Source organism: Ruminococcus sp. D54t1_190329_F1, assembly GCF_015551645.1.
Classification (GTDB): domain Bacteria; phylum Bacillota; class Clostridia; order Lachnospirales; family Lachnospiraceae; genus Blautia_A; species Blautia_A faecis.
In genome coordinates this window covers 1-24,037 of record NZ_JADNDC010000052.1, presented here as the reverse complement: position 1 = coordinate 24,037, position 24,037 = coordinate 1, and the positions used below count along the sequence as shown (strand labels likewise).

At 45.1% G+C, this 24,037-nt stretch carries 18 protein-coding genes, 3 pseudogenes and 1 riboswitch; of the genes and pseudogenes, 8 read left to right on the top strand and 13 right to left on the bottom strand.

Annotated elements, in window-relative coordinates; genetic code table 11:
* The 3 genes from I2D69_RS21280 to I2D69_RS17820 form a co-directional block, all read right to left on the bottom strand.
* Positions 1-105 (bottom strand): DUF6783 domain-containing protein (locus I2D69_RS21280; RefSeq protein WP_347708402.1); only part of this gene is annotated, 105 nt, incomplete at its 3' end.
* A gap of 137 nt (positions 106-242) precedes the next feature.
* A complete protein-coding gene (locus tag I2D69_RS17825) occupies positions 243-614 on the bottom strand; it encodes a PAS domain-containing protein (RefSeq protein WP_148461878.1) in 372 nt (123 codons plus the stop codon).
* 32 nt (positions 615-646) lie between these two features.
* Positions 647-1,309: a Crp/Fnr family transcriptional regulator gene (locus I2D69_RS17820; RefSeq protein WP_173719398.1), complete on the bottom strand. Its 663-nt coding sequence runs from the start codon at positions 1,307-1,309 to the stop codon at positions 647-649.
* A 242-nt stretch (positions 1,310-1,551) separates the two neighbouring features.
* Here I2D69_RS17820 and hcp point away from each other — a divergent pair, with 242 nt between their 5' ends.
* Together hcp and I2D69_RS17810 are read left to right on the top strand one after the other, a co-directional pair.
* Positions 1,552-3,147 (top strand): hydroxylamine reductase, encoded by a 1,596-nt coding sequence (gene hcp, locus I2D69_RS17815; RefSeq protein WP_227199082.1) that lies wholly within the window; start codon positions 1,552-1,554, stop codon positions 3,145-3,147.
* Positions 3,148-3,160: 13 nt separating this feature from the next.
* The gene (locus tag I2D69_RS17810) at positions 3,161-3,772 is read left to right on the top strand and encodes a 4Fe-4S binding protein (RefSeq protein ID WP_195380333.1); all 612 of its coding nucleotides are present in this window, start codon (positions 3,161-3,163) and stop codon (positions 3,770-3,772) included.
* A 169-nt stretch (positions 3,773-3,941) separates the two neighbouring features.
* Here I2D69_RS17810 and I2D69_RS17805 read toward each other — a convergent pair whose 3' ends face one another.
* The 7 genes from I2D69_RS17805 to I2D69_RS17775 form a co-directional block, all read right to left on the bottom strand.
* Positions 3,942-4,739: an HAD family hydrolase gene (locus I2D69_RS17805; RefSeq protein ID WP_173735033.1), complete on the bottom strand. Its 798-nt coding sequence runs from the start codon at positions 4,737-4,739 to the stop codon at positions 3,942-3,944.
* Positions 4,740-5,008: 269 nt separating this feature from the next.
* On the bottom strand, positions 5,009-5,764 hold the full coding sequence (locus I2D69_RS17800; protein ID WP_195380332.1) for a DeoR/GlpR family DNA-binding transcription regulator: 756 nt from the start codon (positions 5,762-5,764) through the stop codon (positions 5,009-5,011).
* Positions 5,758-7,407: a phosphoenolpyruvate--protein phosphotransferase gene (ptsP, locus tag I2D69_RS17795; protein WP_195380331.1), complete on the bottom strand. Its 1,650-nt coding sequence runs from the start codon at positions 7,405-7,407 to the stop codon at positions 5,758-5,760. The genes I2D69_RS17800 and ptsP overlap by 7 nt, the downstream gene beginning before the upstream one ends.
* 160 nt (positions 7,408-7,567) lie before the next feature.
* The gene (locus I2D69_RS17790; RefSeq protein WP_118579528.1) at positions 7,568-7,825 is read right to left on the bottom strand and encodes an HPr family phosphocarrier protein; all 258 of its coding nucleotides are present in this window, start codon (positions 7,823-7,825) and stop codon (positions 7,568-7,570) included.
* 219 nt (positions 7,826-8,044) lie between these two features.
* Positions 8,045-9,958 (bottom strand): fructose-specific PTS transporter subunit EIIC, encoded by a 1,914-nt coding sequence (locus I2D69_RS17785; protein WP_195380330.1) that lies wholly within the window; start codon positions 9,956-9,958, stop codon positions 8,045-8,047.
* Entirely contained in the window at positions 9,955-10,887 is a 933-nt protein-coding gene (gene pfkB, locus I2D69_RS17780; protein WP_173719393.1) for a 1-phosphofructokinase, read from the bottom strand. Before pfkB ends, I2D69_RS17785 begins: the two co-directional genes overlap by 4 nt.
* A 464-nt stretch (positions 10,888-11,351) precedes the next feature.
* Positions 11,352-15,116, bottom strand: coding sequence for an ABC transporter ATP-binding protein/permease (locus tag I2D69_RS17775; RefSeq protein WP_173719392.1), 3,765 nt, complete (start codon positions 15,114-15,116; stop codon positions 11,352-11,354).
* 334 nt (positions 15,117-15,450) lie between these two features.
* Between I2D69_RS17775 and I2D69_RS17770 the strand changes: the two genes are divergently transcribed.
* Entirely contained in the window at positions 15,451-16,017 is a 567-nt protein-coding gene (locus tag I2D69_RS17770) for a flavodoxin family protein (RefSeq protein WP_118579516.1), read from the top strand.
* Between the two features lie 210 nt (positions 16,018-16,227).
* Positions 16,228-17,625: a sodium:alanine symporter family protein gene (locus I2D69_RS17765; protein ID WP_173719391.1), complete on the top strand. Its 1,398-nt coding sequence runs from the start codon at positions 16,228-16,230 to the stop codon at positions 17,623-17,625.
* Between the two features lie 62 nt (positions 17,626-17,687).
* On the opposite strand, the gene I2D69_RS17760 is transcribed toward I2D69_RS17765, so the two are convergent.
* Positions 17,688-18,296, bottom strand: coding sequence for a hypothetical protein (locus I2D69_RS17760; protein ID WP_227199081.1), 609 nt, complete (start codon positions 18,294-18,296; stop codon positions 17,688-17,690).
* 135 nt (positions 18,297-18,431) lie between these two features.
* A complete protein-coding gene (locus I2D69_RS17755) occupies positions 18,432-19,736 on the bottom strand; it encodes a sirohydrochlorin cobaltochelatase (protein WP_173719390.1) in 1,305 nt (434 codons plus the stop codon).
* A gap of 203 nt (positions 19,737-19,939) precedes the next feature.
* Positions 19,940-20,116: riboswitch (cobalamin riboswitch) on the bottom strand.
* A gap of 110 nt (positions 20,117-20,226) precedes the next feature.
* On the opposite strand from I2D69_RS17755, the pseudogene I2D69_RS21275 reads away from it, so the two are divergent.
* The 3 genes and pseudogenes from I2D69_RS21275 to I2D69_RS17745 all read left to right on the top strand — a co-directional run bounded on the left by I2D69_RS21275 (position 20,227) and on the right by I2D69_RS17745 (position 23,720).
* A pseudogene (locus I2D69_RS21275) lies at positions 20,227-20,391 on the top strand (DUF6783 domain-containing protein).
* Positions 20,392-20,552: 161 nt separating this feature from the next.
* Positions 20,553-20,936, top strand: coding sequence for a metal-sensing transcriptional repressor (locus I2D69_RS17750; protein WP_118579507.1), 384 nt, complete (start codon positions 20,553-20,555; stop codon positions 20,934-20,936).
* Positions 20,937-21,035: 99 nt separating this feature from the next.
* Complete coding sequence (locus I2D69_RS17745; RefSeq protein WP_195380329.1) at positions 21,036-23,720, top strand: heavy metal translocating P-type ATPase; 2,685 nt, start codon at positions 21,036-21,038, stop codon at positions 23,718-23,720.
* Positions 23,721-23,734: 14 nt separating this feature from the next.
* Here I2D69_RS17745 and I2D69_RS21270 read toward each other — a convergent pair.
* Positions 23,735-23,851 (bottom strand): annotated as a pseudogene (locus I2D69_RS21270) (DUF6783 domain-containing protein); the annotation flags it as partial.
* Here I2D69_RS21270 and I2D69_RS21265 point away from each other — a divergent pair.
* A pseudogene (locus I2D69_RS21265) lies at positions 23,801-23,968 on the top strand (DUF6783 domain-containing protein). The pseudogenes I2D69_RS21270 and I2D69_RS21265 sit on opposite strands and share 51 nt — an antisense overlap.
* The last annotated feature ends 69 nt before the right edge of the window (positions 23,969-24,037 follow it).

Sequence of the window (24,037 nt, the reverse complement as noted above, 5' to 3'; positions counted from 1 at the left end):
GTCGTAGCCCGCTACGACGCCCTCATCCGGGTGAAATCTCCCACAAATTGTGACGCACATCTTGCAGAAAGCCTTTTTCAAACACGCTCTAGTTTCTTTTCCCACTCATTTTTTAATTAATGTTTTTGTTCCTGTTCACAGAAAACCCGAAAATTGCGGCGCAAAATCATGCGAATGCATGATTTCTGTACATCACGAAGCGTGCTGCCGGTCAGGTCATAGACAGCAACATGTTTTTAGCTTCAGAAATTGTAATACGGTTCCTCATCCCGTGCCCGATACTCATGCTTCTCATAATAGCCGATCAAAGCTCCATCCTCATCACGCAGGGCCACCATATATACGTCCTTCGCCTGTTTCTCATTATAAAAAGTATGGATCCGGTTGTGCTCCTTATCTTCTTCAAACCAGGCAACCACTTTTTCAATTATTTCCTTTGACTTCGGATTGTGACAATTCATAAGACTTTTTCCAAGCAGTGCCTCACCACCCCATTTATGATAACTCTCCACAGCCTTCGGATTCATGTAGATAATTTCATGCTTCAGGTTGCAGATGACAACGGATGCAACATCCTGATCAATAATACTTTTAAAATATGGTGTCAGATTCATTTTAAATTTTCCCTCCTGCTATAAAGCCTTTTTCAAACACGCTCCAGATAATGGATCTGGTTTCTGTTTACTTCAATAATCCCTTCTTTTCGCATTTTTCCAAGCTCATTGGAAAGCGCACTTCTGTCTACTCCAAGATAATCAGCCAGTTCCTGCCGGTTAAAGGGAATCATAAACCGGCTGCTGCCCTGCTGCACCATCTCCTGGGAAAAATAGGAAAGCAGCCTCCCCCGGATGGATTTCGGTGCCGTATGAAGGCTTCTTCTGGAAAGTTCCAGGTTCTTCTTCGCCATGACCATCAGCATGTTACGGATCAGTTTCTCATGGCAGGGGCAGGTATCCGGACAGGTGCGAAAAATCTTTCCCACCTCCAGAAAAAGGATCTGGCAGTCCTCTGCAGCTGTCACCCCTATGAGCAGCTTTTCCCCTGGAATACAGGCATATGTCTCTCCGAAAACCTGACCTGGCGCGATCCGGTTCAAAATACTCTTGTTTCCCATCATGTCAATGTTCTCAATATGAACACTGCCGTTAAGCACAAGTCCCATCGTCTTCACCTGGTCTCCCACCTGCCAGATCGTGCTGCCCTTGGCATAGCTTTGCGGAGTGGCTTTCAGACAGGAAAGCATGTGCTTTGTTTCTTCTGGACTTGTTCCCTGAAAGAGAAAAGTCCTGGAAAGAAATTCATAATTCATTTTTCTCCTTTTGTTGTTATAACAACATACTTGTTGGTTGGATTATATTATAGTATGCGTACAAAGTCAAGGACGGAGGCAGAAATAAATTATCCATCTCTGACTTTCTCATGCGAAACGAAAAGAATTTCCTGTTACTTTTCCTTTTGCAACTACAAAACATTCAGAACCCAATCAACTTATTTTTACGAAATACTTATACCTTATAGAACAATATGATCAAATTCAGGAGGAAACTATTTATGGAACAGAACATGTTTTGCTTTCAGTGTGAACAAACTGCCGGATGTACCGGCTGTACAGGTGCCAAAGGAGTCTGTGGAAAGACCGCGGATACGGCCAGACTTCAGGATGAACTTACCGGAGCTCTCATCGGACTCTCCCATGCAGCAGATGAGAATACACCACTTGCAGAAACCACATGGAAACTGATGGTGGAAGGTCTGTTTGCTACCCTTACCAACGTAAGCTTCGATGACAAAGCCATCGCAGAAATCACAGACCGCATCCACCAGGAAAAAGCCCGGCTTCGCCCAGACTGTGGCGGCTGTGCTTCCCCTTGCGGACATAACGACGACTACGATATGAAGCTTCTCTGGAACGCCCAGGAAGACATCCGTTCCCTGAAATCCCTGATTCTTTTTGGAATCCGTGGAATGGCAGCTTATGCCTACCATGCAATGACACTTGGATATACTGACACAGAAGTAAATGAATTTTTTGCAAAAGCACTTTTTGCACTGGGCGAGGACTGGGATATGGACCTGCTTCTTCCTATTATAATGGAAGCAGGCAAATACAATCTCTCCTGCATGGAGCTTCTTGACCGCGCCAACACTGCCACCTACGGCACACCAGCTCCTGTTACAGTACCTCTTACTGTGGAAAAAGGCCCATTCATCGTCATTACCGGTCACGACCTGCATGACCTAAAACTTCTTCTGGAACAAACAGAAGGAAAAGGCATTAATATTTACACCCACGGTGAAATGCTTCCCTGCCATGCTTATCCGGAACTGAAAAAGTACAGTCACCTGAAAGGAAACTTCGGTACTGCATGGCAGAACCAGCAAAAAGAATTTGCAGAACTTCCAGCTCCTGTTCTTTTTACCACCAACTGCCTGATGCCGCCGAAACCAAGCTACATGGACCGGGTATTTACTACAGGAACTGTCACTTTCCCTGGAACTGTTCACATTAATGAAGAAAAAGATTTCACACCAGTTATCCAGCGTGCCCTGGAGCTTGGCGGATATCAGGAAGATCAGCATTTTACCGGAATCAACGGCGGAACTTCCGTTACAACCGGCTTCTCCCATGGAACCATTCTTGGCGTTGCAGATCAGGTAATTGATGCTGTAAAAGCAGGTGCTATCCGTCACTTTTTCCTGGTAGCAGGCTGCGACGGCGCAAGAAGCGGACGCAATTACTATACCGATTTTGTAAAGCAGTCTCCTTCTGATTCCATAATTCTTACACTTGCATGCGGAAAATACAGATTTAACGACCTGGACCTTGGAACCATCGGTGGGCTTCCAAGACTGATGGATATGGGACAGTGCAACGATGCTTACGGCGCGATCAAGGTTGCAGGCGCTCTTGCAGAAGCATTTGGATGTGGGGTAAATGAGCTTCCTCTTTCCATGGTGCTCTCCTGGTATGAGCAGAAAGCAGTTTCCATTCTGCTTACCTTGCTTCACCTTGGAATCAAAAACATCCGTCTTGGCCCGACCCTTCCGGCATTTTTATCACAGAATGTGCTCAATTATCTGGTAGAAAACTTTGGGATCGCTGCGATTACTACGCCGGAGGAAGATTTGAAAACGTTATTGGGATAAGGAGGATACTCTCATGATCAGAAAAATCATTCATATAGATGAAGAAAAATGCAACGGCTGCGGGCTCTGTGCCCGCGCCTGCCACGAAAGTGCAATTGGAATTATAGATGGAAAAGCAAAACTGCTTCGGGAAGATTACTGCGACGGTCTGGGAGACTGCCTCCCTGCCTGTCCAACAAATGCCATTTCTTTTATAGAAAAGGAGGCAGCTGCTTACGACGAAGCCGCAGTTCTGGAAAATAAGAAAAAGCTGGAAGCACACTCCCAGCTTCAACAGTGGCCGGTACAGATTAAGTTAGTTCCCATCAATGCTCCATATTTTGACGATGCTGACCTTCTTATTGCTGCAGACTGCACAGCCTATGCTTACGCTAACTTCCATCAGGATTTTATCAAAGGTAAGATTACTCTTATCGGCTGTCCGAAACTGGACTCTGTAGATTACAGTGAAAAGCTCACCGAAATCATCCGTCAGAACAATATCAAGAGTGTTACCATCGTGCGTATGGAAGTTCCATGCTGCGGCGGAATCCAGAATGCAGCCATAAATGCCATGAAAGCCAGCGGAAAATTTCTTCCATGGCAGGTGTACACCATCTCCACAGATGGAAGGATTCTTGCCTGATTTTGCCCCACAAAAATCCGGACTGCTCCACACAGCCCGGATTTTTTATCCCTGTAATCCCTTTGATTGATGAATCATATCTTCCACTACAATATCAAAGATTTCTCCAATGGAATTACAAAATTGAATGTACTCCCATTTCTTTATTCTTCTTTATTCTTCTTTTCTCTTATAACTCCAAAATCATTTTTAATACATTCAGTACGCTGTCCGGACCTGGTTTCTCCAGTACGTATCTGGCGGCCTGCTTGGCTTCCTCGCGGGCAGTAGTAACTGCATAGCTCTTTCCAGCTTCCAGCAGCATGCTCACATCATTGCAGTTATCTCCGAAAGCAACAACCTCTTCTCTCTTCGTAATTCCAAGACGGTTACAAAGTTTCTGAAGAGCATTTCCTTTTCCGGAATGCACATCCACGAAATCCACCCAGTAATCACCGGAAGCCATGATCTGAATCTTATCTCCAAAACGCCGCTTCGCTTCCTCTGCTCCTACAGCTGCATCCACTTCTTCATTGTACATGGCAACTTTTGTCATAGTTTCTGGAGCATTCAGTACATCGTCCACTTCATTTACATGAAGTTTGTACCCTTCCCGAAGTTTCTTCACAAAAGCCTGGTCTGCCCGCTCCACGTATGCCTGGGCACTGCCTGCTGTCATGAAAGAAGCTCCCTCTTGGGCTCTCACATACTCCACAACCTCTTTGAGTATATCTGCAGGAATTGCCATTTTCTCAATAATTTCTCCCTGATAGGAAATGATTCCACCATTTCCTGCAATAAAATAAATATCATCTTTTACAGGTGCAAACACTCTTTCAATACTGTCATATTCTCTGCCGCTGACAGCCGCAAATACAATTCCCTTAGCCTTCAGCTTTCGGATAATGTCATAAATTTCCGGATTAATATCCATGGTGCCTTCTTTCAGAAGTGTACCATCCAGATCTGATGCAATCAGTTTTATCATAGCTTTACCTCATGTATTCTAATAAAAATCCACCTACCGCACAGGGGATTTCAACATATTTTCTATTCCATAAAAAAGTCCACAGAACTCCCAACCTTTATCTGTCAGAAATCCTGTGGACTATTATACTATGAAAGGAACACTTTATCCAGAGTATATTAAAAAATCATTCCTGCAAGCTACATAATATGGTTTGTTCCCACGCCTTCGACATACCACACAGGCCTTCCAGAAAGTTATCAAAAACGAAACCTCTCTTCTCAAAAGTTCTATTTCTGTTCCTTCTGTACTTCTATAATATTGGCACAATCTTCATAGCCAGACGGAATCCTGTCTGTAATTATCGTAGATCTGTAAAAATCTGCAAAGGTCACAGAACTGATATTATCAAACTTGGAACTATCGCAGAGCACATAGCACTCCCTGCACTGCTCCATGGCAGCTGCTTTAACTGCCGCTTCATTGGCATCCGGGGTAGTACAACCACTCTTTCTGGTAAGTCCATTGGTTCCAAAAAAGCCTTTGGTAAAATGATAACCACGAATCGTGTTCATAGCCTGATTACCAATTACTGCTTCTGTAGTGCTCTTCAGCTCACCACCTACAAGAAGAACCTTAAAGCCTCTTCCTGCCAGTGTCTGGGCATGTACCACTGCATTGGTAACAAATACTGCCCTTGTAATCTTAAGAAACTTCAGCATATCCCCAGTAGTAGTACCTGCATCAATATAGACAAAATCCTCATCCTGGATAAGACCTGCTGCATATTTTGCGATCCGGTCCTTCTCCTCCAGCTTCAGTCCCATTTTCTCGGCAACTGAATATTCATATGCAGTTACCCGCTCCTTCAGTTCCACGGCACCGCCGAAAACTTTCTCCAGCTTGCCTTCCTTATCCAGTGCAGTGATATCTCTTCGCACTGTTGACTCTGATGTATCTAAAAGATCCTTCACTTCTGTGACAGTAATACTTCCTTTCTCTCTCAGAAGTTCCAAAATGATCTCATGTCGCTGCTGTGTTAACATTCTTTTCCCGCCTTATAATCTGTAACATTGGTTTCCAGAATGATCTTACGCAGTGGAAGAATACTTCCTGGTGAAACAGAAAGTTCGTCCACACCCATTGCCAGAAACTCTTTTGTAAGTGACTGGTCAGCACCAAGTTCTCCACAGATTCCAGCCCAGATACCAGCCTTATGGGCATTCTCCACAACCAGGGAGATCATGCGCAGCACTGCTGGGTGATGAGGATCAAAAAACAGATCAAGCTGAGGATTCTGACGATCGATTGCCATAGTATACTGGCTGAGATCGTTGGTTCCGATGCTGAAGAAATCAACCTCTTTCGCAAGATCATCACTGATGATTGCTGCTGCCGGAGTCTCAATCATAATTCCCTGTTCCGGATTGCCAAACTCTACGCCCTGAGTGGTAAGCTCCGCTTTCACTTCCTCTACGATTTCCTTGATCTTACGCACTTCCTGTACGCTGGTGATCATAGGATACATAATTGCGATCTTGCCAAATGCACTGGCACGGAATAAAGCACGAAGCTGTGTCTTGAAAATCTCCGGTCTTGTCAGACAGATACGGATTGCCCTGCATCCCAGTGCCGGATTCTCTTCATGCTCCATGTGGAAATAATCGCATTGCTTGTCTGCACCAATGTCCAGTGTACGGATGATCACTCTCTTACCTGCCATAGTCTGTGCAACCTGTCTGTAAATCTGGAACTGTTCTTCCTCTGTTGGGAAATCTTCTTTCTCCAGATAAATAAACTCACTTCTGAAAAGACCGATTCCACCGGCATCATTCTGAATGACTGTTGCCAGATCCTTGATGTTGCCAATATTAGCGTACAGCATTACTTTCTGTCCGTCAAGAGTAACGTTCTCTTTTCCTTTAAGGGTCAAAAGAAGCTGCTTTCTGGAAAGATCTTCTTCCTGGCGCTTCTTCATCTCTGCCAGAGTCTCCTCATCCGGATCTACATAAAATGTACCGTTTGCACCGTCTACAATTCCAAGTCTGCCATCAATCTCACTCTCAAGAGGCACGGAAGCATTTACAAGTGCAGGAATCGCCATGGTCCTTGCAAGAATCGCTGTATGGGAATTCAAGGAGCCTTTCACTGTAACAAAAGAGAGAACTTTATCCTTATCCAGCTGTACAGTCTCTGATGGCGCCAGATCCTCTGCCACGATGATCTTCGGCTCGTCTGCATCTACAGCCCCTGTCTCTTCTCCATTTAAAATGGTAAGAAGCCGCTCAGAAATATCACGAACATCTGCCGCACGCTCTCTCATATAATCGTCGTCCATTGCAGAAAACATCTGCGCATAATTGTCACCTGTAGTTGCCACTGCATACTCTGCATTTACGCCCTGGCTGCGAATGATATTCTCTACAGATTCATTATATCCATCGTCCTCCATCATCATCTGATGAACCTCGAAGATTGCTGCATTGGCTTCCCCGACTTCTCTCAAGGCCTTATCGTAAAGTCCCTGAAGCTGTTTAATCCCTTCTGCCTTAGCTTTCTCATAGCGCGCCATCTCCTGTTCCGGATCATCAATCTTCACACGCTTAACCTGCTGCTCTTTTTTCTGATATACGCTGATCTTACCGATGGCAATACCACCGAAAACACTTTTTCCATTATATATCTGCATTTTTTCTCTCCTACTTATTTGATCTGCTGACAGGAAACCAAACGCTCCTTCCAGCCTTTCCCGTTCTCGTGATACTCACCAAAATCTCACGCAAATATCACTTTGACAGGCTGTTTACAAACAAACAGGGACATACCCGCAGGTATGTCCCCTTCCTGTCTTACAGAGTTTCCTGCATGAATTTGCTCACTGCCTCATATGCAGCGTCTTCATCTGCACCTTCAAATGTAAGAGTAACCTCGTCACCTTTCTTCACTGCAAGTCCCATAATTCCGAAGATTGCCTTACAGTTCATAGCCTTGCCGCCCTTTGCGATCTTGATATCAGAAGAAAAAGCCTTTACTGCTTTTACAAGCTCTCCTGCTGGACGTGCGTGGATTCCTTCCGGGTCTGTTACAACATATTTAAATTCTCTCATGATTCATTCCTCCATTTTTCTTTTTATCTTTGGTCTCTATTGATTTTCTTATTATTTGATTTCTTTATATCGGATTTCACATTCTGTGTCAATCACTATTCACGATTATGTTACTGTTCATGACCTTCACAATAACACGATTATACCTGCATATCTTTTCCAGACATGAGTTACCATTCATTCCGCAGCCAATATTAGAGCCTGTTTGAACATCCATTGTCAGGCATTTTTCTTTTTCAGAACTCCCAGGAGCACTGCGGAAACAACAGTTCCCACTACCAGTGCACTCACATACTGCACTGCATTTCCCATAACCGGAACTACAAAGATTCCTCCGTGAGGTGCCATTAAAGTACATCCAAATGCCATGGACATTGCACCTGCAAGACCAGATCCAATGATACATGCCGGAAGCACGTGAAGCGGATCAGCTGCTGCGAAAGGAATAGCTCCCTCTGTGATAAATGCAAGTCCCATAATAAAGTTGGTCGGACCGGATTCTCTTTCTTCCTTTGTAAATCTGTCTTTGAAAAGAAGGGTGGCAAGTGCGATAGCACATGGCGGAACCATACCGCCAATCATAACGGCTGCCATAATATCATAATTACCGGCTGCGATTGCTGCAGTACCAAATACATATGCTGCCTTGTTAAACGGACCACCCATGTCGATTGCCATCATTCCGCCAAGGATCAGTCCAAGAACGATCTTACTGGAGCTTCCCATGGAGGTAAGTCCGTTATTCAGTGCTGTATTGATACCACCCATGATGGGCTCTACAACAAACAGCATCAGAAGTCCCATGATCAGAATACCAACAACCGGATAAATCAGAACCGGTGCGATCTTCTCAAGAGCTTCCGGAAGCTTCTCACATACCTTACGAAGTCCCAGAATAATATATCCTGCTGCAAAACCAGCTACCAGAGCACCAAGGAAACCTGAAGTTCCGCTGTGTGCCATCATACCGCCTACAAAGCCAAGTGCAAGAGCCGGCCTGTCACCAATTGCCATGGCAATAAATCCTGCCAGAACCGGAAGCATAAAGCCAAATGCCACATCACCAATCTGCTTGAACATGGCTGCTGCCGGAGTGATAGTACCAAAATTAGCTCGCTCTGCCACATCCAGGGCATTCATATCAACCATAAGACCATCGATCAAAAAGGCAATGGCGATCAGAATACCACCGCCAACTACAAACGGAAGCATATGGGAAACACCATTCATCAGCTGGGTGTAAATCTTGTGTCCCACACTGCCGCCGGTCTTATTCTGACTCTGTGATGAGGCTGATGCATTTCCGCTATGATAAACCGGTACGTTTCCAGACATGGCAAGCTCTACAAGTTCATCAGCCTTATTGATTCCGTCAGAAACCTGACGCTGAATCACTTTCTTGCCATCGAAACGATCCATGGGAACCTGAGCATCGGCCGCAACGATAATGCAGTCTGCATCCTGAATCTCCTGCTCTGTAAGCACATTCTTGGCTCCGCCAGAACCTCTTGTCTCAATTTTCACAAAACAGTTCTTCGCCTTGGCAGCCTTCTCAATTCCTTCTGCTGCCATGTAGGTGTGGGCAATTCCTGTAGGGCAGGAAGTAACAGCCAGAATCTTAAACTGATCCGCTTCAGCCTCTCCCATATCGGCCAGACGCTCATCTACGCTCTTCTTCTCCTCATCTGCCTGATCAATGATCGCAAGAAATTCCTCTGGTGTCTTCGCTGCACGAAGGCTCTTGGTAAAGTCCTCATCCATCAGCATCATGGAAAGCTTGCTGAGCACATCCAGATGAACATTATCCTCTGTATTTGGCGCAGCAATAAGAAACAGCAAGGTAACCGGCTCTCCGTCAAGAGAGTCAAAGTCAACACCTCCCGGGATCACCATAGCGGCAAGTCCTGGTTTCTCTACTGCATCACATTTACCATGAGGAATGGCGATTCCCTCCCCGATTCCTGTAGTACTTTCTTCCTCTCTGGCATAGACCTGCTTACGGTACGCTTCCTCATCATTAATCTTGCCACTTCTGGTCATAAGGGAAACCGCTGCATCCAGAGTCTGAGACTTATCTGCTGGGGCAGCATTTAACGAAATACTTCTTACGTCCAGTAAATCTGTGATCCTCATTTCTTCCTTTCCTCCTGATCCTTTCCTGTGATCTGCTGATATACAGCTTCAATCTCTTCTCTGGTAGCAAGATTCTCAGAAAACGCACTGGCACTTCCAGCTGCGATTCCCATGTGGAACGCATATTCATAATCCTGCTTCTCCATATATCCTGCCATAAATCCGGCAACCATGGAGTCTCCGGCTCCAACACCATTGATCAGCTTGCCTTTCGGTGCAGGCTCCTCATAAACGTCTCCATTCTCAGCAATAAGGACCGCTCCTTCTCCTGCCATGGAGATCAGTACATTCACAGCTCCCATCTTCTGGAGTTTCTTACCATATGGGATCACGGACTGGCGGTCTTTCAGTTCCACACCGAAGATCTCACCAAGTTCATGGTTATTTGGCTTAATGAGAAATGGATGATAGGGGAGAACCTTCATCAAAAGATCTCTCGTCGCGTCCACTGCGATTCTTACGCCTCTGCCGTCCAGCATAGCCATGATCTTCTGGTAGGCATCATCCGGCATGGATGATGGAATGCTTCCGGAAAGGAAAAGTACATCGCCTTGTCCAAGCTCTCCTAACTGCTTCATCAGCAGATCCACCTTATCAGTTCCGATCTTCGGTCCCTGTCCATTGATTTCTGTACCGTCTATACTCTTCAGCTTCAGATTGATTCTGGAAAAGCCTTCCCCTACCTGGATGAAACCATTCCTCACACCCATCTCCTCAAGACGTCTGATAATCTCATCTCCGGTAAATCCGGCTGTAAATCCAAGGGCTGTACTCTCAATTCCCAGATTCATAAGAACTGTAGAAACATTAATTCCCTTGCCTCCCGGCAAAAGCATCTCCGAACTGGTTCGATTGGTAAGACCAAGCTGGAAGTTCTCTACCGACACGATGTAATCCAGTGACGGATTAAAAGTCACAGTGTAAATCATTTCTGCCTCCTGCTTATTTTTGCTTGTTTTTGATTTGTTGTGCTTATTATACTTTCACGTACAGTCAAAGTCAATCAATCTTTTTCACAAGATTTTCACTTATGATTTATTACAATTGCACAAATATGAATTATTTTGACTGTTTTTGACTTTTATATAAAATAATGTACCAGATCATATTTGAAAAAGCGTTCTGCAAAATCTCCTGCAAAAAGAGGCGCACTTCTTTCAGAAAGCCTTTTTCAAGCACGCTCCAGTACAGTGAAAATTAAGTATCTGCTATATTTGCGCAGTATGTGACAGATCAGACAAGTCAATATGGCGGTTACTTACTATTGGCTGTACGAATAGTAATATCCATAAATCACAAAAAAATGCAGATATCAGGCTGTGTCCCAGCCTGAACCCTGCATTTTTCTGTATTTTATAATGATGGTCAAAATCAGTCATCAAATTCTGTTATTTTAATCAGTTCGAAGCGCTGTCACCGGATCACTTTTAGCAGCTTTTCTTGATGGGATCAGTCCGCCAAGAAGAGTCAGAACCACGCTCAGTCCGATCAGAACTACTGCTGCCACAGGAGGAAGAGCCGCCTTCACATTCACTCCGTCAGCCAGTGACCGGATAATGCTGTTCGCAGGAATGAGAAGAAGCAATGTAATTCCAATCCCCATAGCACCTGCGCAAAATCCGATAATAAACGTCTCCGCATTGAACACCTGTGACACGTTGTGCCTGGAAGCACCAATCGCTCTTAGAATACCAATTTCTTTTTTCCTCTCCAGAACACTGATATACGTGATAACACCGATCATAATGGAAGAAACCACAAGGGAAATCGCTACAAAAGCCACCAGAACATAACTGATAATATTTACAATATCCGTAACTGACGACATCAGCGTTCCCACAAGATCCGTATAAGTGATCACCTTCTCATCCTCTCCTGCCGCTTCCATATCCGCGTTATACTGATCCAGAATACCTACAATTTCTGATTTACTTTCAAAATCCTTTGGATAGATATTAATTCCGCCAGGAACATTTAGATCTGCATATCCAAGCTTTTTCAGATTTCCGTCATAAGAAGAATTTTCAGATGACAGTAGGGACATCATGAGCTCTGAGAGGTCGTCCTCATTCATGTTCATCTGAATTGCTTTTGCAAAAGCCTCCGGATTAATGGAAAGCGCATCTTCCATATTTCCCATGCCGCTTCCCAATCCGCCAAGTCCGCTCATAGCCTGGCTCATGGCAGAAGTAAGACTCGATGATACACTGGTCATCACAGACTGCATTGCCTCCTGCATACCGGAACTGATATTTCCCATCATCTGCTCCATAGCAGTCTGGATTCCCTTTGTAAGCTGTTTTTCCACCTGTTCCATTATCTCTGTAAATTTTGACTCAATCCCCTTTGCGATCGCATCTGTGAAAGAAGTCATCATGACTTTCATGTAAGTTTCCATTGCCTGGGAAAACTGCGTCTGCACCTCGCTGGTATCCACAAGAGTCATAAGTCCATTCATGAGACGATTCTGCCCATCCTCTGTCTGCATATATTCCAGAAAATAGGTTCCCAGATTAGCCGGGTCCGGAAGGGAATTATTCCTGGCATACTCCGGATAAGCAGCTACAACGTCCTGCATAAGAAGATCCCGTATCTGTTTTGTGGTAATATTCACTGTCACGCTGTTTTTAACCAGATTCTCTGCTTCCTCTTTGATCTGCTGCTGGATTTCCCCCTGACTTAAAAAGGCAAGAATGCTGGCCACATCTGTCTGGGTGATACCATTTGCCTTGGCATACTCCTGATACTGGTTCATCAGCCCCACAGCCACTGCGATCAGTTTTTCCGAAGACATATCCACGTTCACGTTATTTTTCACCAGCTCCTGCAGATCCTTGCACAGACGTTCGTTCATCTCTTTTGATGTCAGATACTGCTTCAATGCTGCCTGCATTTTATCCATATCTGCTTCCGGTTTATCTTTAATGCTTTCCTGATAACCAGTAAGAACCTCTTTCAGCAAAGCAGTTACCTTCTCTTCTGTAAAATCAAACTTCACTGACTTCAGCGCCTGACTCATATCCGGAACCTGGTCTGCCGGAAGATTTTTCAGAATTTCTTCCGGATCAATCATATGGGAAAGATCCAGATCAAGGTCATCCAGCTTGATAAGCTTGGAAAGATCCGGCATACTGCTCTCATCCAGATTTATATTTCCAGCCAGAGCTGACATGTCAGGCATATCCGGCATTTCCACATTCAATCCGGAGGACAGCCCCGAAAGACTGGACAGGTCCATATTAAATCCACTGAGATCTACCTGAAAGGCCTCCTGCAGAGCATCCGCGTTAATGGAAAAAAGGGATTCCATGTCAAACTTACTGTTCTCATTGTCTTCTTTTCCAAATTCCTCTCCGGTAAAAACATTTATCTTTTCATCCGCCAGCTGCTGCTTCACAATTTCACTGGAAGCAGCCTTCTCGATCACATGTTTGGTAAGCTCCGGGGTATAACAGATTCCTGCAGTGAGCATGGAAGCAGCGGCACCTTCCACAGGCTGGACAATTCCCACAATTGTCAGATCTTCTCCGTTTTTCACCAGTTTTTTCATATAAGAGCTGTTGTCTGATTTATCCTTCCAGACCTTATATTCTTCATCATATTCATAATAATCGGTACTGTTTACCAGCTTAAATTTCTTCCCCAGGATTTCATCATAGGTGTATGGACCCTCGTTTTCTGGCGTTTCCACTGCCTCTTCTGCCATAAATTTCTGAACCATATCATCCAGTTCCTTACCGTCCCGAAGCCCAAGAGTGTATTGGAGAAAATCACTGATATCGCCCTGTGAAGTAAGCACCAGTACACATTCTTTATAATTTTCAGGCCATCTTCCCGCTTTCACGTCATATTGATCCTTATAAAGATCAGCATCTTCCGGCATTTCATGAAAAACATCAGTGCTCATGGTAGAAGACATAATGCTGTTGGAGGAACCAGAGCCCAAACCCATAGCCGAAAAAGATTTGTCCGGATTTACCTGTCGGATATTTTTTTCATTTTCCAGAAAAATCTGGGGAGAAACAGAATACGTATACTCCACCGAATTTGCATACTGGGAAATGCTGCTTTCATTACTGTCCAGGTAAACCTTCAGAGACTCCAGATCATTGGAATTCATTTTGGAGAACATATTAGTCACCATCTGGGCAACTCCTACTTCCCCATCCTTTTTCCCACTCTGCGCTGTGGCTGCTCCCATCATCATAGAGGTAAGATCCACTCCTGTGCTTTGTATCTGCAACGGATATTCTGAAAGTGTTTCTTCTTCCATATTTGTAATGTATTTGTCTACACCATTTGATATGGAAAGGATCAGCGCAATTCCGATAATACCGATGGAGCCTGCAAAAGAAGTAAGTAAGGTCCGGGCTTTCTTAGTCTTCAGATTCTGAAAGCTAAGGGAAAGTGCAGTAAAAAAGGACATGGAGGATTTTCCCATATTCTTGTGAACAGGAGGTGCCATGCTCTCGCTGTCTATCACAAACGGATCTGTATCAGAAAGGATCCGCCCATCTTTTACCGTCACGATTCTGGTGGCATAAAGCTGGGCAAGCTCCGGATTATGGGTGACCATTACTACCAATCGTTCCTTTGCGACCCCTTGCAAAAGATCCATAACCTGTACACTGGTATCTGAATCCAGGGCTCCTGTTGGCTCATCCGCCAAAAGAATTTCCGGGTCATTTACAAGTGCTCTGGCAATTGCCACTCGCTGCATCTGACCGCCTGACATCTGACTTGGCTTTTTGTGGATCTGGGCACCAAGGCCTACTTTTTCCAGAGCTTCTTTTGCACGGCGTCTCCGCTCACTTTTTGATACACCGGAAATGGTAAGGGCAAGCTCCACGTTTGCAAGAACTGTCTGGTGTGGGATCAGATTATAACTCTGAAACACAAATCCTATGGTATGATTTCGATAAGAGTCCCAGTCCCTGTCTTTATATTTTTTCGTAGAAATCCCATTGATGATCAGATCGCCTCTATCGTACCGGTCAAGACCACCAATAATATTCAGAAGAGTGGTTTTTCCCGAACCGCTGGGACCAAGAATTGCCACAAATTCATTGTCCCGAAGACTAAGGCTCACTCCGTCCAGGGCACGCTGTACCAAATTTCCTGTTCTGTATTCTTTGTGTATGTCTTTGATCTGAAGCACTTACTACTTCCTTTCTGTCGCATAATAAATGTTTATAACCATTCACCAATTCAGGCAAAATATACCGCAAAGTGGGGCGCCGAAGATTTCGATTTTTATGTGAGTCAGATTCACATAAAATACCTTGCGGAATAATATTTGCTGAATAGTTCAAATATTTTTTATTATAATCTTAAATTGTGAACATATTGTGTTTTTAAAATAAAACCATTCTCTTGAAATCCAACTATTTCTATCGTATAATAAGAAGATACATTACCGCTTTAGAGAGATGATGCATGCAGATTGCGGCTATCGCAGTCTGATATAACTTACTTCAGAAAGGATGAAAAACATGAAGGTTTTACTCTTAAATGGCAGCCCGCGCAAGGAAGGCTGTACGTTCACCGCACTTAGTGAAGTGGCAAAAACACTGAATCATAATGGAATTGATACTGAGATTTTCCAAGCTGGAAATCCGGATACAGATAATGTAAAAGCCGCCGCGGCGAAATTAAAAGAAGCAGATGCGCTTATAGTTGGTTCTCCGGTATACTGGGCTTCCCCATCCGGACAGATCATTGAATTTATGGATAAGCTTTGCTCCATGGCAGGCAAAGACATGCTCCACAAACCAGCTGCAGCAGTTGCTTCTGCAAGAAGAGCCGGCACCACAGCTACTTTAGACGTTCTTCAGAAATATTTCAGCTATCATGAAATGCCTGTTGTATCTGCTAACTACTGGAACATGGTTCACGGAAATACTCCTGCAGAAGTTGCACAGGATGAAGAAGGACTTCAGATCATGCGCTCACTTGGAAACAATATGGCATGGCTTCTGAAATCCCTGGAAGCAGGGAAAGCGGCAGGTATTGCAGTTCCCCAGGCGGAAGATAAGATCAAGACAAATTTTATCCGCTAAATATGGTGCAGTAGTTGTCATGTCTTCACATAAATGAAGCTCCAGAGCGTGTTTGAAAAAAGCTTTCTGCAATATTTCCCACAAGATGGGGCGTGCAGATTGCAAGAATGATTTTTCAAACAGGCTCTGGCTGCACCAGTTTAATAATGTGTGTGACATGGAAGCAGTTCCGTTCACATACATCCAAAAAAACTTCCAGAGAGGTATTTTATGCTGCAAATAATCGAAACAATCAACACCGCTGTAAATAATTTTATCTGGGGCGTTCCTGCAATGGTCTGTATTTTCGGAGTTGGTCTTTATCTTAGTATCCGCACCAATTTTCTTCAGATTCGCAAATTCCCCTACGCAATCAAAACAACCCTTGGACGTATTTTCCGCAAACGTGACGCATCTGACGGTGCTATCACGCCTTTCCAGGCAGTGTGTACAGCACTTGCAGCCACGGTCGGTACTGGCAATATTGCCGGTGTAGCAGGTGCTATCGCAATTGGCGGTCCCGGAGCCATATTCTGGATGTGGGTTTCTGCACTGTTTGGCATGTGTACCAAATATGCTGAGGTTACTCTGGCGGTACACTACCGCGAGATCAATGCCAACGGTGAACTGGTAGGCGGTCCCATGTATTACATCAAGAACGGTCTTAGCAAAAAATGGCACTGGCTGGCTTATCTGTTCGCAGCATTCGGCGTGCTCACTGTATTTGGTACCGGTAACGCTACACAGGTCAATACTATCACCACTGCCATCAATTCTGCATTGCTGAATTATAACGTGATCAGCGAAAGCGCCGTTTCTACTTCCAACCTGATCATCGGAATCATAATTGCCATTCTAATTGCCATGATCCTTCTTGGCGGAATCAAACGAATTGGCCATGTTACCGAAAAGCTGGTTCCATTTATGGCTCTGCTTTACATTCTTCTCGGACTGGGAGTTATCCTTCTGAACATTCAGAATGTACCAGCTGTATTCGCTTCTATTATCAGAGGGGCATTTCAGCCCAGAGCTGTAACAGGCGGCATTGTTTTAAGTATGTTCACAAGTTTAAAAAAGGGTGTTTCCCGTGGTATCTTCTCTAACGAGGCTGGTCTTGGTACCGGATCCATTGCCCATGCGTGTGCAGATACCAAAAAGCCTGTAAAACAGGGTATGTTCGGTATTTTCGAAGTCTTTACAGATACCATCGTGATCTGTACACTGACTGCACTGGTTATCCTTTGCAGCGGCGTTGCTGTTGATTATGGAAAAGCAGCTGGCGCAGAGCTTACGATCCTTGGATTTACTTCTACATATGGAAGCTGGGTATCCATTTTTACAGCAGTTGCCATGTGCTGCTTCGCTTTTTCCACAGCAGTCGGATGGGGACTTTACGGTGCCCGCTGCATCGAGTTCCTGTTCTCTGAAAAAGTGATCAAACCTTTTATGGTTATTTATTCCCTGGTTGCCATCCTTGGCGCAACTGCCAACCTTGGACTGATGTGGAGCATTGCCGAGACATTTAACGGTCTTATGGCAATTCCCAACCTGATTGCTTTGTTCCTGCTTTCCGGTACAGTTGTGAAGCTGACAAAAGAATATTTTGCCGGTGAGGGCAAAACAAAATAAATATAAAAAGGGACATCGCATGAACCGTTTTCGCTCATGTGATGTCCCTTTCAGATTATTGATCAATCCTTATTCTCTTCCTCGGCAGCTGCATCTGTAGTTGTATCAGCATCTTCGCTTTTCTCTTCCTCACCGATCTCAACTGCATTTTTTTCTTCCTCAGTCAGCTCCTGCACATCCGTAACGCTTACCTTATGGTCATACCATTTTCCCTTTTTACCAATGATTGCCAGGTCAAATTCCTCATCCAGCTTCTCTACCGGAACATTGAATCCATAAACCTCCTCTGTCATGCCATCGCTGTAAGTTACCTTATCAATAGTAGGCTGAATCAGTTCGGCACCGTCTTTCTGTGCATCCTCTGCTGTTCCAAGGAAAACATTCTCAATATTCTTGGAAACGAGAGTAATATGAACGGTCATTTTACCATCCTTTACAGTGAGGGTAGCTCTTCCGTTGCAAGCCTCATTTACATGGAACATACTGCTGTCTGTGTCAAACTCTACACCATAAACACCGTCTTCAAGTTCGCTGTCTGCGGCATTCTCTGCACCATCTGTGGTTTCCTCTGCCTCAGCCTCTGTGGCTTCTGCAAATGCCGGGAATGCAGTTCCTGCTGTCATAGCGGAAATACTTACAGCTGTTAATAAAATGACTAATGAACGTTTCATAATAACTCTCCTTGCTTTTTCTTTATTTACGGTGCACTTGTGTGTACCGTATTTGTTTTATTACTCAAACAGCTGCCCCACAGTGTAGGAGCAGCTGCTTTTGTTCTGTTGCAATAACAATTTATACCAGAATAATTATTTCGCGATGGAATCAATAGCTGCCTGAGTATGAGCTACATAAAGCTGCTCAACAGCGTCAATTCTTCCAAGACCTTCGATCTGGCAGTCAATCTCATCGAAATCTCCAGAGGCCTCGAACATGCTCTTCCAGGAATCGTCATCATCACCAGCCATATCATTGTTTGCATGGTCACCAGCAACAACCATAAGCGGACGAAGAATTACTTTCTTGAATCCGGCATCTTTTACTTTATTGATAACTTCATCACAAGCTGTATCCTCTGGCTCACCTTCTACAGTACCGATGAATGCGTTTGTGAATCCAAGTTTCTCCATCTGGGTCTGCATCTGGTCATATGTAACGTTTGCTGTATGGGAAGTACCATGTCCCATGAATACAAATGCGGTTCCATCTTCTGCAGCTGCTTCCATGCTGTCATATCCAGCTTCTTTTACAGCTTCATCTGTGATTGCCTGAGCAACAGCAGCTTTGTCATCGTTGATAACGGTAGCGTCATCGCCAACCTCACCAAGCATTGGTTCAGCGATTGCTACAGATTCAAATTTATCTTTGTAAGCATCAATAGCTTCTACCATCTCATCGTACTCAGCACCATGCATAAGATGTGTAGGCTGAACTACAAGATTCTTAACACCGTTTGCTACTGCACGGTCAAGTGCCTGCTGCATGTTATCAATCTTCTCATCATCTCTTGCCTGTACATGGTTGATAATGATCTGAGCGGTAAATGCTCTTCTTACAGACCAATCCGGGAATGCTTCTGCAAGAGCATCCTCGATTCCCTTAATATCCTCTGCACGGCTGTCGTTAAAGGATGTACCAAAGCTTACTACAAGAAGCTCATTCTCACCGATCTCGTCCTGATTACGAGGATCATCCTTGGAAGCATCACCTGTATCACGTCCGAAATACTCTGGGCTGGCCTCTTCTCCCTCTACAAGCTCTTTCTGAGCATCTGTAAGGGCATCCCATGCTTCTTTAGCTTCCTTGCACTGCTCATCTGTATCATCTGTTCTCTCCTGAACATAAATAGCATCGATAAGTGCTGCTACTTTATCAGCCGCTTCCTTATCTGCATCTGCAGTGTCATCAGCTGCTTCTGCATCGTCTGTTGTCTCAGCATCATCAGCTGCTTCAGCATCGTCAGCTGCCTCAGCATCATCAGCTGTCTCAGCATCGTCTGTTGTCTCCTCTGCTGCTTCCTCTGTCTCTGCAAATGCAACAGTTGCTGTTGCTGCTGTCATGCTTGCTGCCATAGAAGCTGCAAGAAGGATTGCTAATAAAGATTTTCTTTTCATTTCTTTTTCCTCTTTTTTTTGTATTTCCGGATAGAATCACGTATAAAGAATCCTATGGGAAATCTATCACCAATCTCCCATTGCATAAAAACAGCCGCATTTTCTGCGACTGCACACATTCTCATATACACACTTTTCTTCCAAAAAACATTCAGGAAATATTCATGTATCGTTATGAGAATACAAGTTCTGTGTACCGCAGACCTAAGATTCCACGCAAAGGCAGTTCTCCTGACTTCGGTCAACACTGCTCCCCCTTCCCGGTTTCCCAGTGGGCTCTGAAGCAGCTCCCTTACACAGTGACGGCATCGTTCCGGACTCTCACCGGATTCTCTTTTGCGCATCATGTTTATGATGCAACCTTTGCGCTATAACCATTATACATATTCGACTCGGATATTTAATATGTACCATATTATTATATATTTTTTATGAACTTTTTATGTATTTTCTATGAACTATAGTGTATTTAGAAAATGCGTTCCGCAAGATGTGCGGCACAATTTGTGGGAGATTTCGTCCGGATGAGGGCACCGTAGCATGAAGACGCCGTAGCTGGCTACGCAAACAAATTCGGAAGAAATATACCGCAAAGTGGGGCGTGCAGATTGCGGGAATAATTTTTCAAACAGATTACTATTCACTCCGTTCATAGCAACACGCTTCGCGATGCACAGAAATCATGCTTTCGCATGGTTTCGCGCCGCAATTCTCAGGTTTTCTGTGAATTACTTATTGACAAATACCCCGCCAGGGTATATATTGGTTTCATCAAATACATACCCTGGCGGGGTATATAAGGAAAGGAGTCCGCCTATGACAGCTGATTATAAATCCGAATCCTGCTGCAGCCACACCGCAGCCGATCCTGCAACTCTTTCCAGCCAGGAACCTACCAAGAAGGTCTGTTCCTGCTGTTGTACCAAGCACACCGATCGTTCCGAAGCAGAGCGCAGGAAGCTGGTAAACCGTCTGAAACGTATTGAAGGCCAGATAAGGGGGATTATAGGAATGCTGGAGAATGACGCTTACTGCAACGATATTCTTATTCAGTCAGCAGCTGTAAATGCCGCTGTGAATGCATTTAATAAGGAACTTCTCGCCAATCATATCCGAACCTGTGTGGCAAGAGATATCCGTGATGGTAAAGACGAAACCATTGATGAGCTGGTTGCAACTTTGCAGAAGCTAATGAAGTGAGATACCAGCGTATTCCGAATGTGTACCTGCCTGCGGAGGTACGAATGCGCAGAGCAGTCCGTTGGTATCGAAACACTGTATTCGAAGGAGGAATTTATTATGGAACAATACAACGTCACCGGCATGAGCTGTGCAGCCTGCAGCGCCCGTGTGGAAAAAGCGGTAAACAAGGTTCCGGGAGTTACTTCCTGCTCCGTAAGCCTGCTTACCAATTCCATGGGAGTGGAAGGAACTGCCTCAGCCTCTGCCATTGTCTCAGCTGTAGAAGAAGCCGGATACGGCTGCAGCCTGAAGGGTGCTTCCGGCCAGAAGGAACCCGTTTCTGATGCTGAGAAAGCCCTGGAAGATCACGAAACGCCACTCCTCAGGAAACGACTTATTGCCTCAGTAGGTTTTCTTCTGGTGCTGATGTACTTTTCCATGGGACACATGATGTGGGGATGGCCGCTGCCAGCCTGGTTTGATGGCAACCATATCGCCATGGGACTTGTACAGCTGCTTCTTGCAGGAATCGTCATGGTCATCAATCAGAAATTTTTCATCAGCGGCTTCAGGAGTCTGTGGCACCGCTCTCCGAACATGGATACCCTGGTAGCTCTCGGCTCCATGGCCTCCTTTGTATGGAGTGTCTATGCCCTGTTCGCCATGACCAGAGCCCAGGTTGACGGCAATTCCGAACTTGTCACGCACTACATGATGGAATTCTATTTCGAATCTGCCGCTATGATCCTGACCCTGATCACCGTTGGAAAAATGCTGGAAGCCCGTTCCAAGGGCAAGACCACGGATGCCTTAAAAGGTCTTATGAAGCTTGCTCCCAAGACTGCCGTTGTCATCCGAAACGGCCAGGAAGCCACCGTTCCCATTGACCAGGTTGTAAAAGGTGACACCTTTGTTGTCCGTCCTGGTGAGAACATCCCGGTGGATGGTGTGATTATCGAAGGCTCCAGTGCAGTCAACGAATCTGCCCTTACAGGTGAGAGTATCCCTGTCGACAAAGCTGCCGGAGATCTTGTCTCCGCAGCCACAGTCAACCAGTCTGGCTTTATCAAATGTGAAGCTACCCGCGTTGGCGAAGACACCACACTCTCCCAGATCATCAAAATGGTCAGTGATGCTGCAGCCACCAAAGCTCCTATTGCCAAAATCGCAGACCGTGTTTCCGGTGTTTTCGTACCTGCTGTTATCACTATTGCAATTATAACTACTATTGTCTGGCTGCTTACCGGTCATGAGGCTGGCTACGCCCTGGCAAGAGGAATTTCCGTTCTGGTCATCAGCTGCCCATGCGCCCTTGGTCTTGCCACTCCGGTTGCCATTATGGTTGGAAACGGAATGGGTGCCAAAAACGGTATCCTTTTCAAAACAGCCGTCTCCCTTGAGGAAGCCGGAAAGGTTCAGATCGTAGCCCTTGACAAAACCGGAACCATCACAAACGGTCAGCCGGAGGTTACTGACATTCTCCCTGCAGACGACGTATCTGAGAACGATCTTCTCACCCTTGCCTACGCCCTTGAAAAAAAGAGCGAGCACCCTCTTGCGAAAGCCATTCTGGAAAAAGCTGCAAGCCTTGGTCTTACAGCCCAGGAAGTCACAGAATTCCAGGCTCTTCCCGGCAATGGACTCTCTGCGAAGCTTGGCGCTTCCACGCTTATCGGCGGAAGCATGAAATACATCAACACTCTGGCAGCTGTCTCTCCGTCTCTTATGAACCAGGCCGAGAAGCTTGCCGAAGCAGGAAAAACTCCTCTTCTTTTCGCAAAAGATGGAAAACTTCTTGGAATCATTGCAGTTGCTGATGTAATCAAACCGGACAGTGCACAGGCAGTCAAAGAGCTTCAGAATATGGGTATCCAGGTAGTTATGCTTACCGGCGACAACGAGCGCACTGCCAGAGCTATTGGCGCACAGGCAGGTGTTGACCAGGTTATTGCAGGCGTCCTTCCAGATGGAAAAGAGAGCGTCATCCGCTCCCTGAAGGAAAAAGGCAAGGTTGCCATGGTTGGCGACGGAATCAACGACGCACCAGCCCTTACCAGAGCAGATATTGGTATTGCCATCGGTGCCGGAACGGATATAGCCATCGACGCAGCAGATATTGTCCTTATGAAAAGCCAGCTTTCCGACGTGCCAGCTGCTATCCGTATGAGCCGCGCTACTCTTCGCAACATCCACGAGAATCTCTTCTGGGCGTTCTTCTACAATGTAATTGGTATTCCGCTGGCTGCCGGCGTATGGATTCCAATTTTCGGATGGACCTTGAACCCGATGTTCGGCGCTGCTGCCATGAGCCTTTCCAGCTTCTGTGTAGTTACCAACGCGTTGAGGCTAAACCTGTTTAAAATTCATGACGCAGTTAAAGATAAAAAAGTCAAGAATCCGGTTTCCATAGAATCCAATTCTGGAAATATTGCTGATTTCTCTGAAGCATCATCTGCTGTTTTCTCAAAATCATTCAATGCAGATAAAACTTCAGATGCAGAACAAACGATTAATAACAGCTGCAAGCTTTTGAACGAATGCAGCGATATTAATAACAATACTAACAAAAAGGAGAATAATACCATGGTAAAAGTGACAGTTAATGTAACAGGAATGATGTGCGGACATTGCGAAGCACACGTAAACAAAGCAATCCAGGAAGCATTTGGGGTACAGGATGTTGTATCCTCCCATGATGCCGGAACTACTATTTTCTCAGCACCAGAGAAAGTGGACGAGGACAAAATCCGCCAGGTAATCAAAGACGCTGGCTATGAAGTAACCGGAATTACACAGGAGTAATCCATCCCTCACATTCAACTTGACCAATGCAGAATCCTAGAGCGTGTTTGAAAAAGGCTTTCTGCAAGATGTGCGTCACAATTTGTGGGAGATTTTGTCCGGATGAAGGCGCCGTAGCGGGCTACGGCAACTGAATTCGGGCAAAATATACCGCAAAGTGGGGCGTGCAGATTGCGGGAATGATTTTTCAAACACGCTCTAGTGCAAAGGTCCGTTCAAACAGCCGACAGAAACATTTTATGATATGATACCTCTAAAGTAGACAGATTAAATATAAAAATCTGTTACTTTGGAGGTATTTTTCATGCCAAAATCAA

Bases quoted from the DNA above. Each gene is read 5' to 3' on its own strand.
- I2D69_RS17805 (WP_173735033.1), bottom strand. From the start codon at position 4,739: ATGATAAAACTGATTGCATCAGATCTGGATGGTACACTTCTGAAAGAA.
- I2D69_RS17810 (WP_195380333.1), top strand. From the start codon at position 3,161: ATGATCAGAAAAATCATTCATATAGATGAAGAAAAATGCAACGGCTGC.
- I2D69_RS17800 (WP_195380332.1), bottom strand. From the start codon at position 5,764: ATGTTAACACAGCAGCGACATGAGATCATTTTGGAACTTCTGAGAGAG.
- I2D69_RS17785 (WP_195380330.1), bottom strand. From the start codon at position 9,958: ATGAGGATCACAGATTTACTGGACGTAAGAAGTATTTCGTTAAATGCT.
- I2D69_RS17825 (WP_148461878.1), bottom strand. From the start codon at position 614: ATGAATCTGACACCATATTTTAAAAGTATTATTGATCAGGATGTTGCA.
- I2D69_RS17750 (WP_118579507.1), top strand. From the start codon at position 20,553: ATGACAGCTGATTATAAATCCGAATCCTGCTGCAGCCACACCGCAGCC.
- pfkB (WP_173719393.1), bottom strand. From the start codon at position 10,887: ATGATTTACACTGTGACTTTTAATCCGTCACTGGATTACATCGTGTCG.
- I2D69_RS17755 (WP_173719390.1), bottom strand. From the start codon at position 19,736: ATGAAAAGAAAATCTTTATTAGCAATCCTTCTTGCAGCTTCTATGGCA.
- hcp (WP_227199082.1), top strand. From the start codon at position 1,552: ATGGAACAGAACATGTTTTGCTTTCAGTGTGAACAAACTGCCGGATGT.
- I2D69_RS17790 (WP_118579528.1), bottom strand. From the start codon at position 7,825: ATGAGAGAATTTAAATATGTTGTAACAGACCCGGAAGGAATCCACGCA.
- I2D69_RS17770 (WP_118579516.1), top strand. From the start codon at position 15,451: ATGAAGGTTTTACTCTTAAATGGCAGCCCGCGCAAGGAAGGCTGTACG.
- ptsP (WP_195380331.1), bottom strand. From the start codon at position 7,407: ATGCAGATATATAATGGAAAAAGTGTTTTCGGTGGTATTGCCATCGGT.
- I2D69_RS17745 (WP_195380329.1), top strand. From the start codon at position 21,036: ATGGAACAATACAACGTCACCGGCATGAGCTGTGCAGCCTGCAGCGCC.
- I2D69_RS17760 (WP_227199081.1), bottom strand. From the start codon at position 18,296: ATGAAACGTTCATTAGTCATTTTATTAACAGCTGTAAGTATTTCCGCT.
- I2D69_RS17820 (WP_173719398.1), bottom strand. From the start codon at position 1,309: ATGAATTATGAATTTCTTTCCAGGACTTTTCTCTTTCAGGGAACAAGT.
- I2D69_RS17765 (WP_173719391.1), top strand. From the start codon at position 16,228: ATGCTGCAAATAATCGAAACAATCAACACCGCTGTAAATAATTTTATC.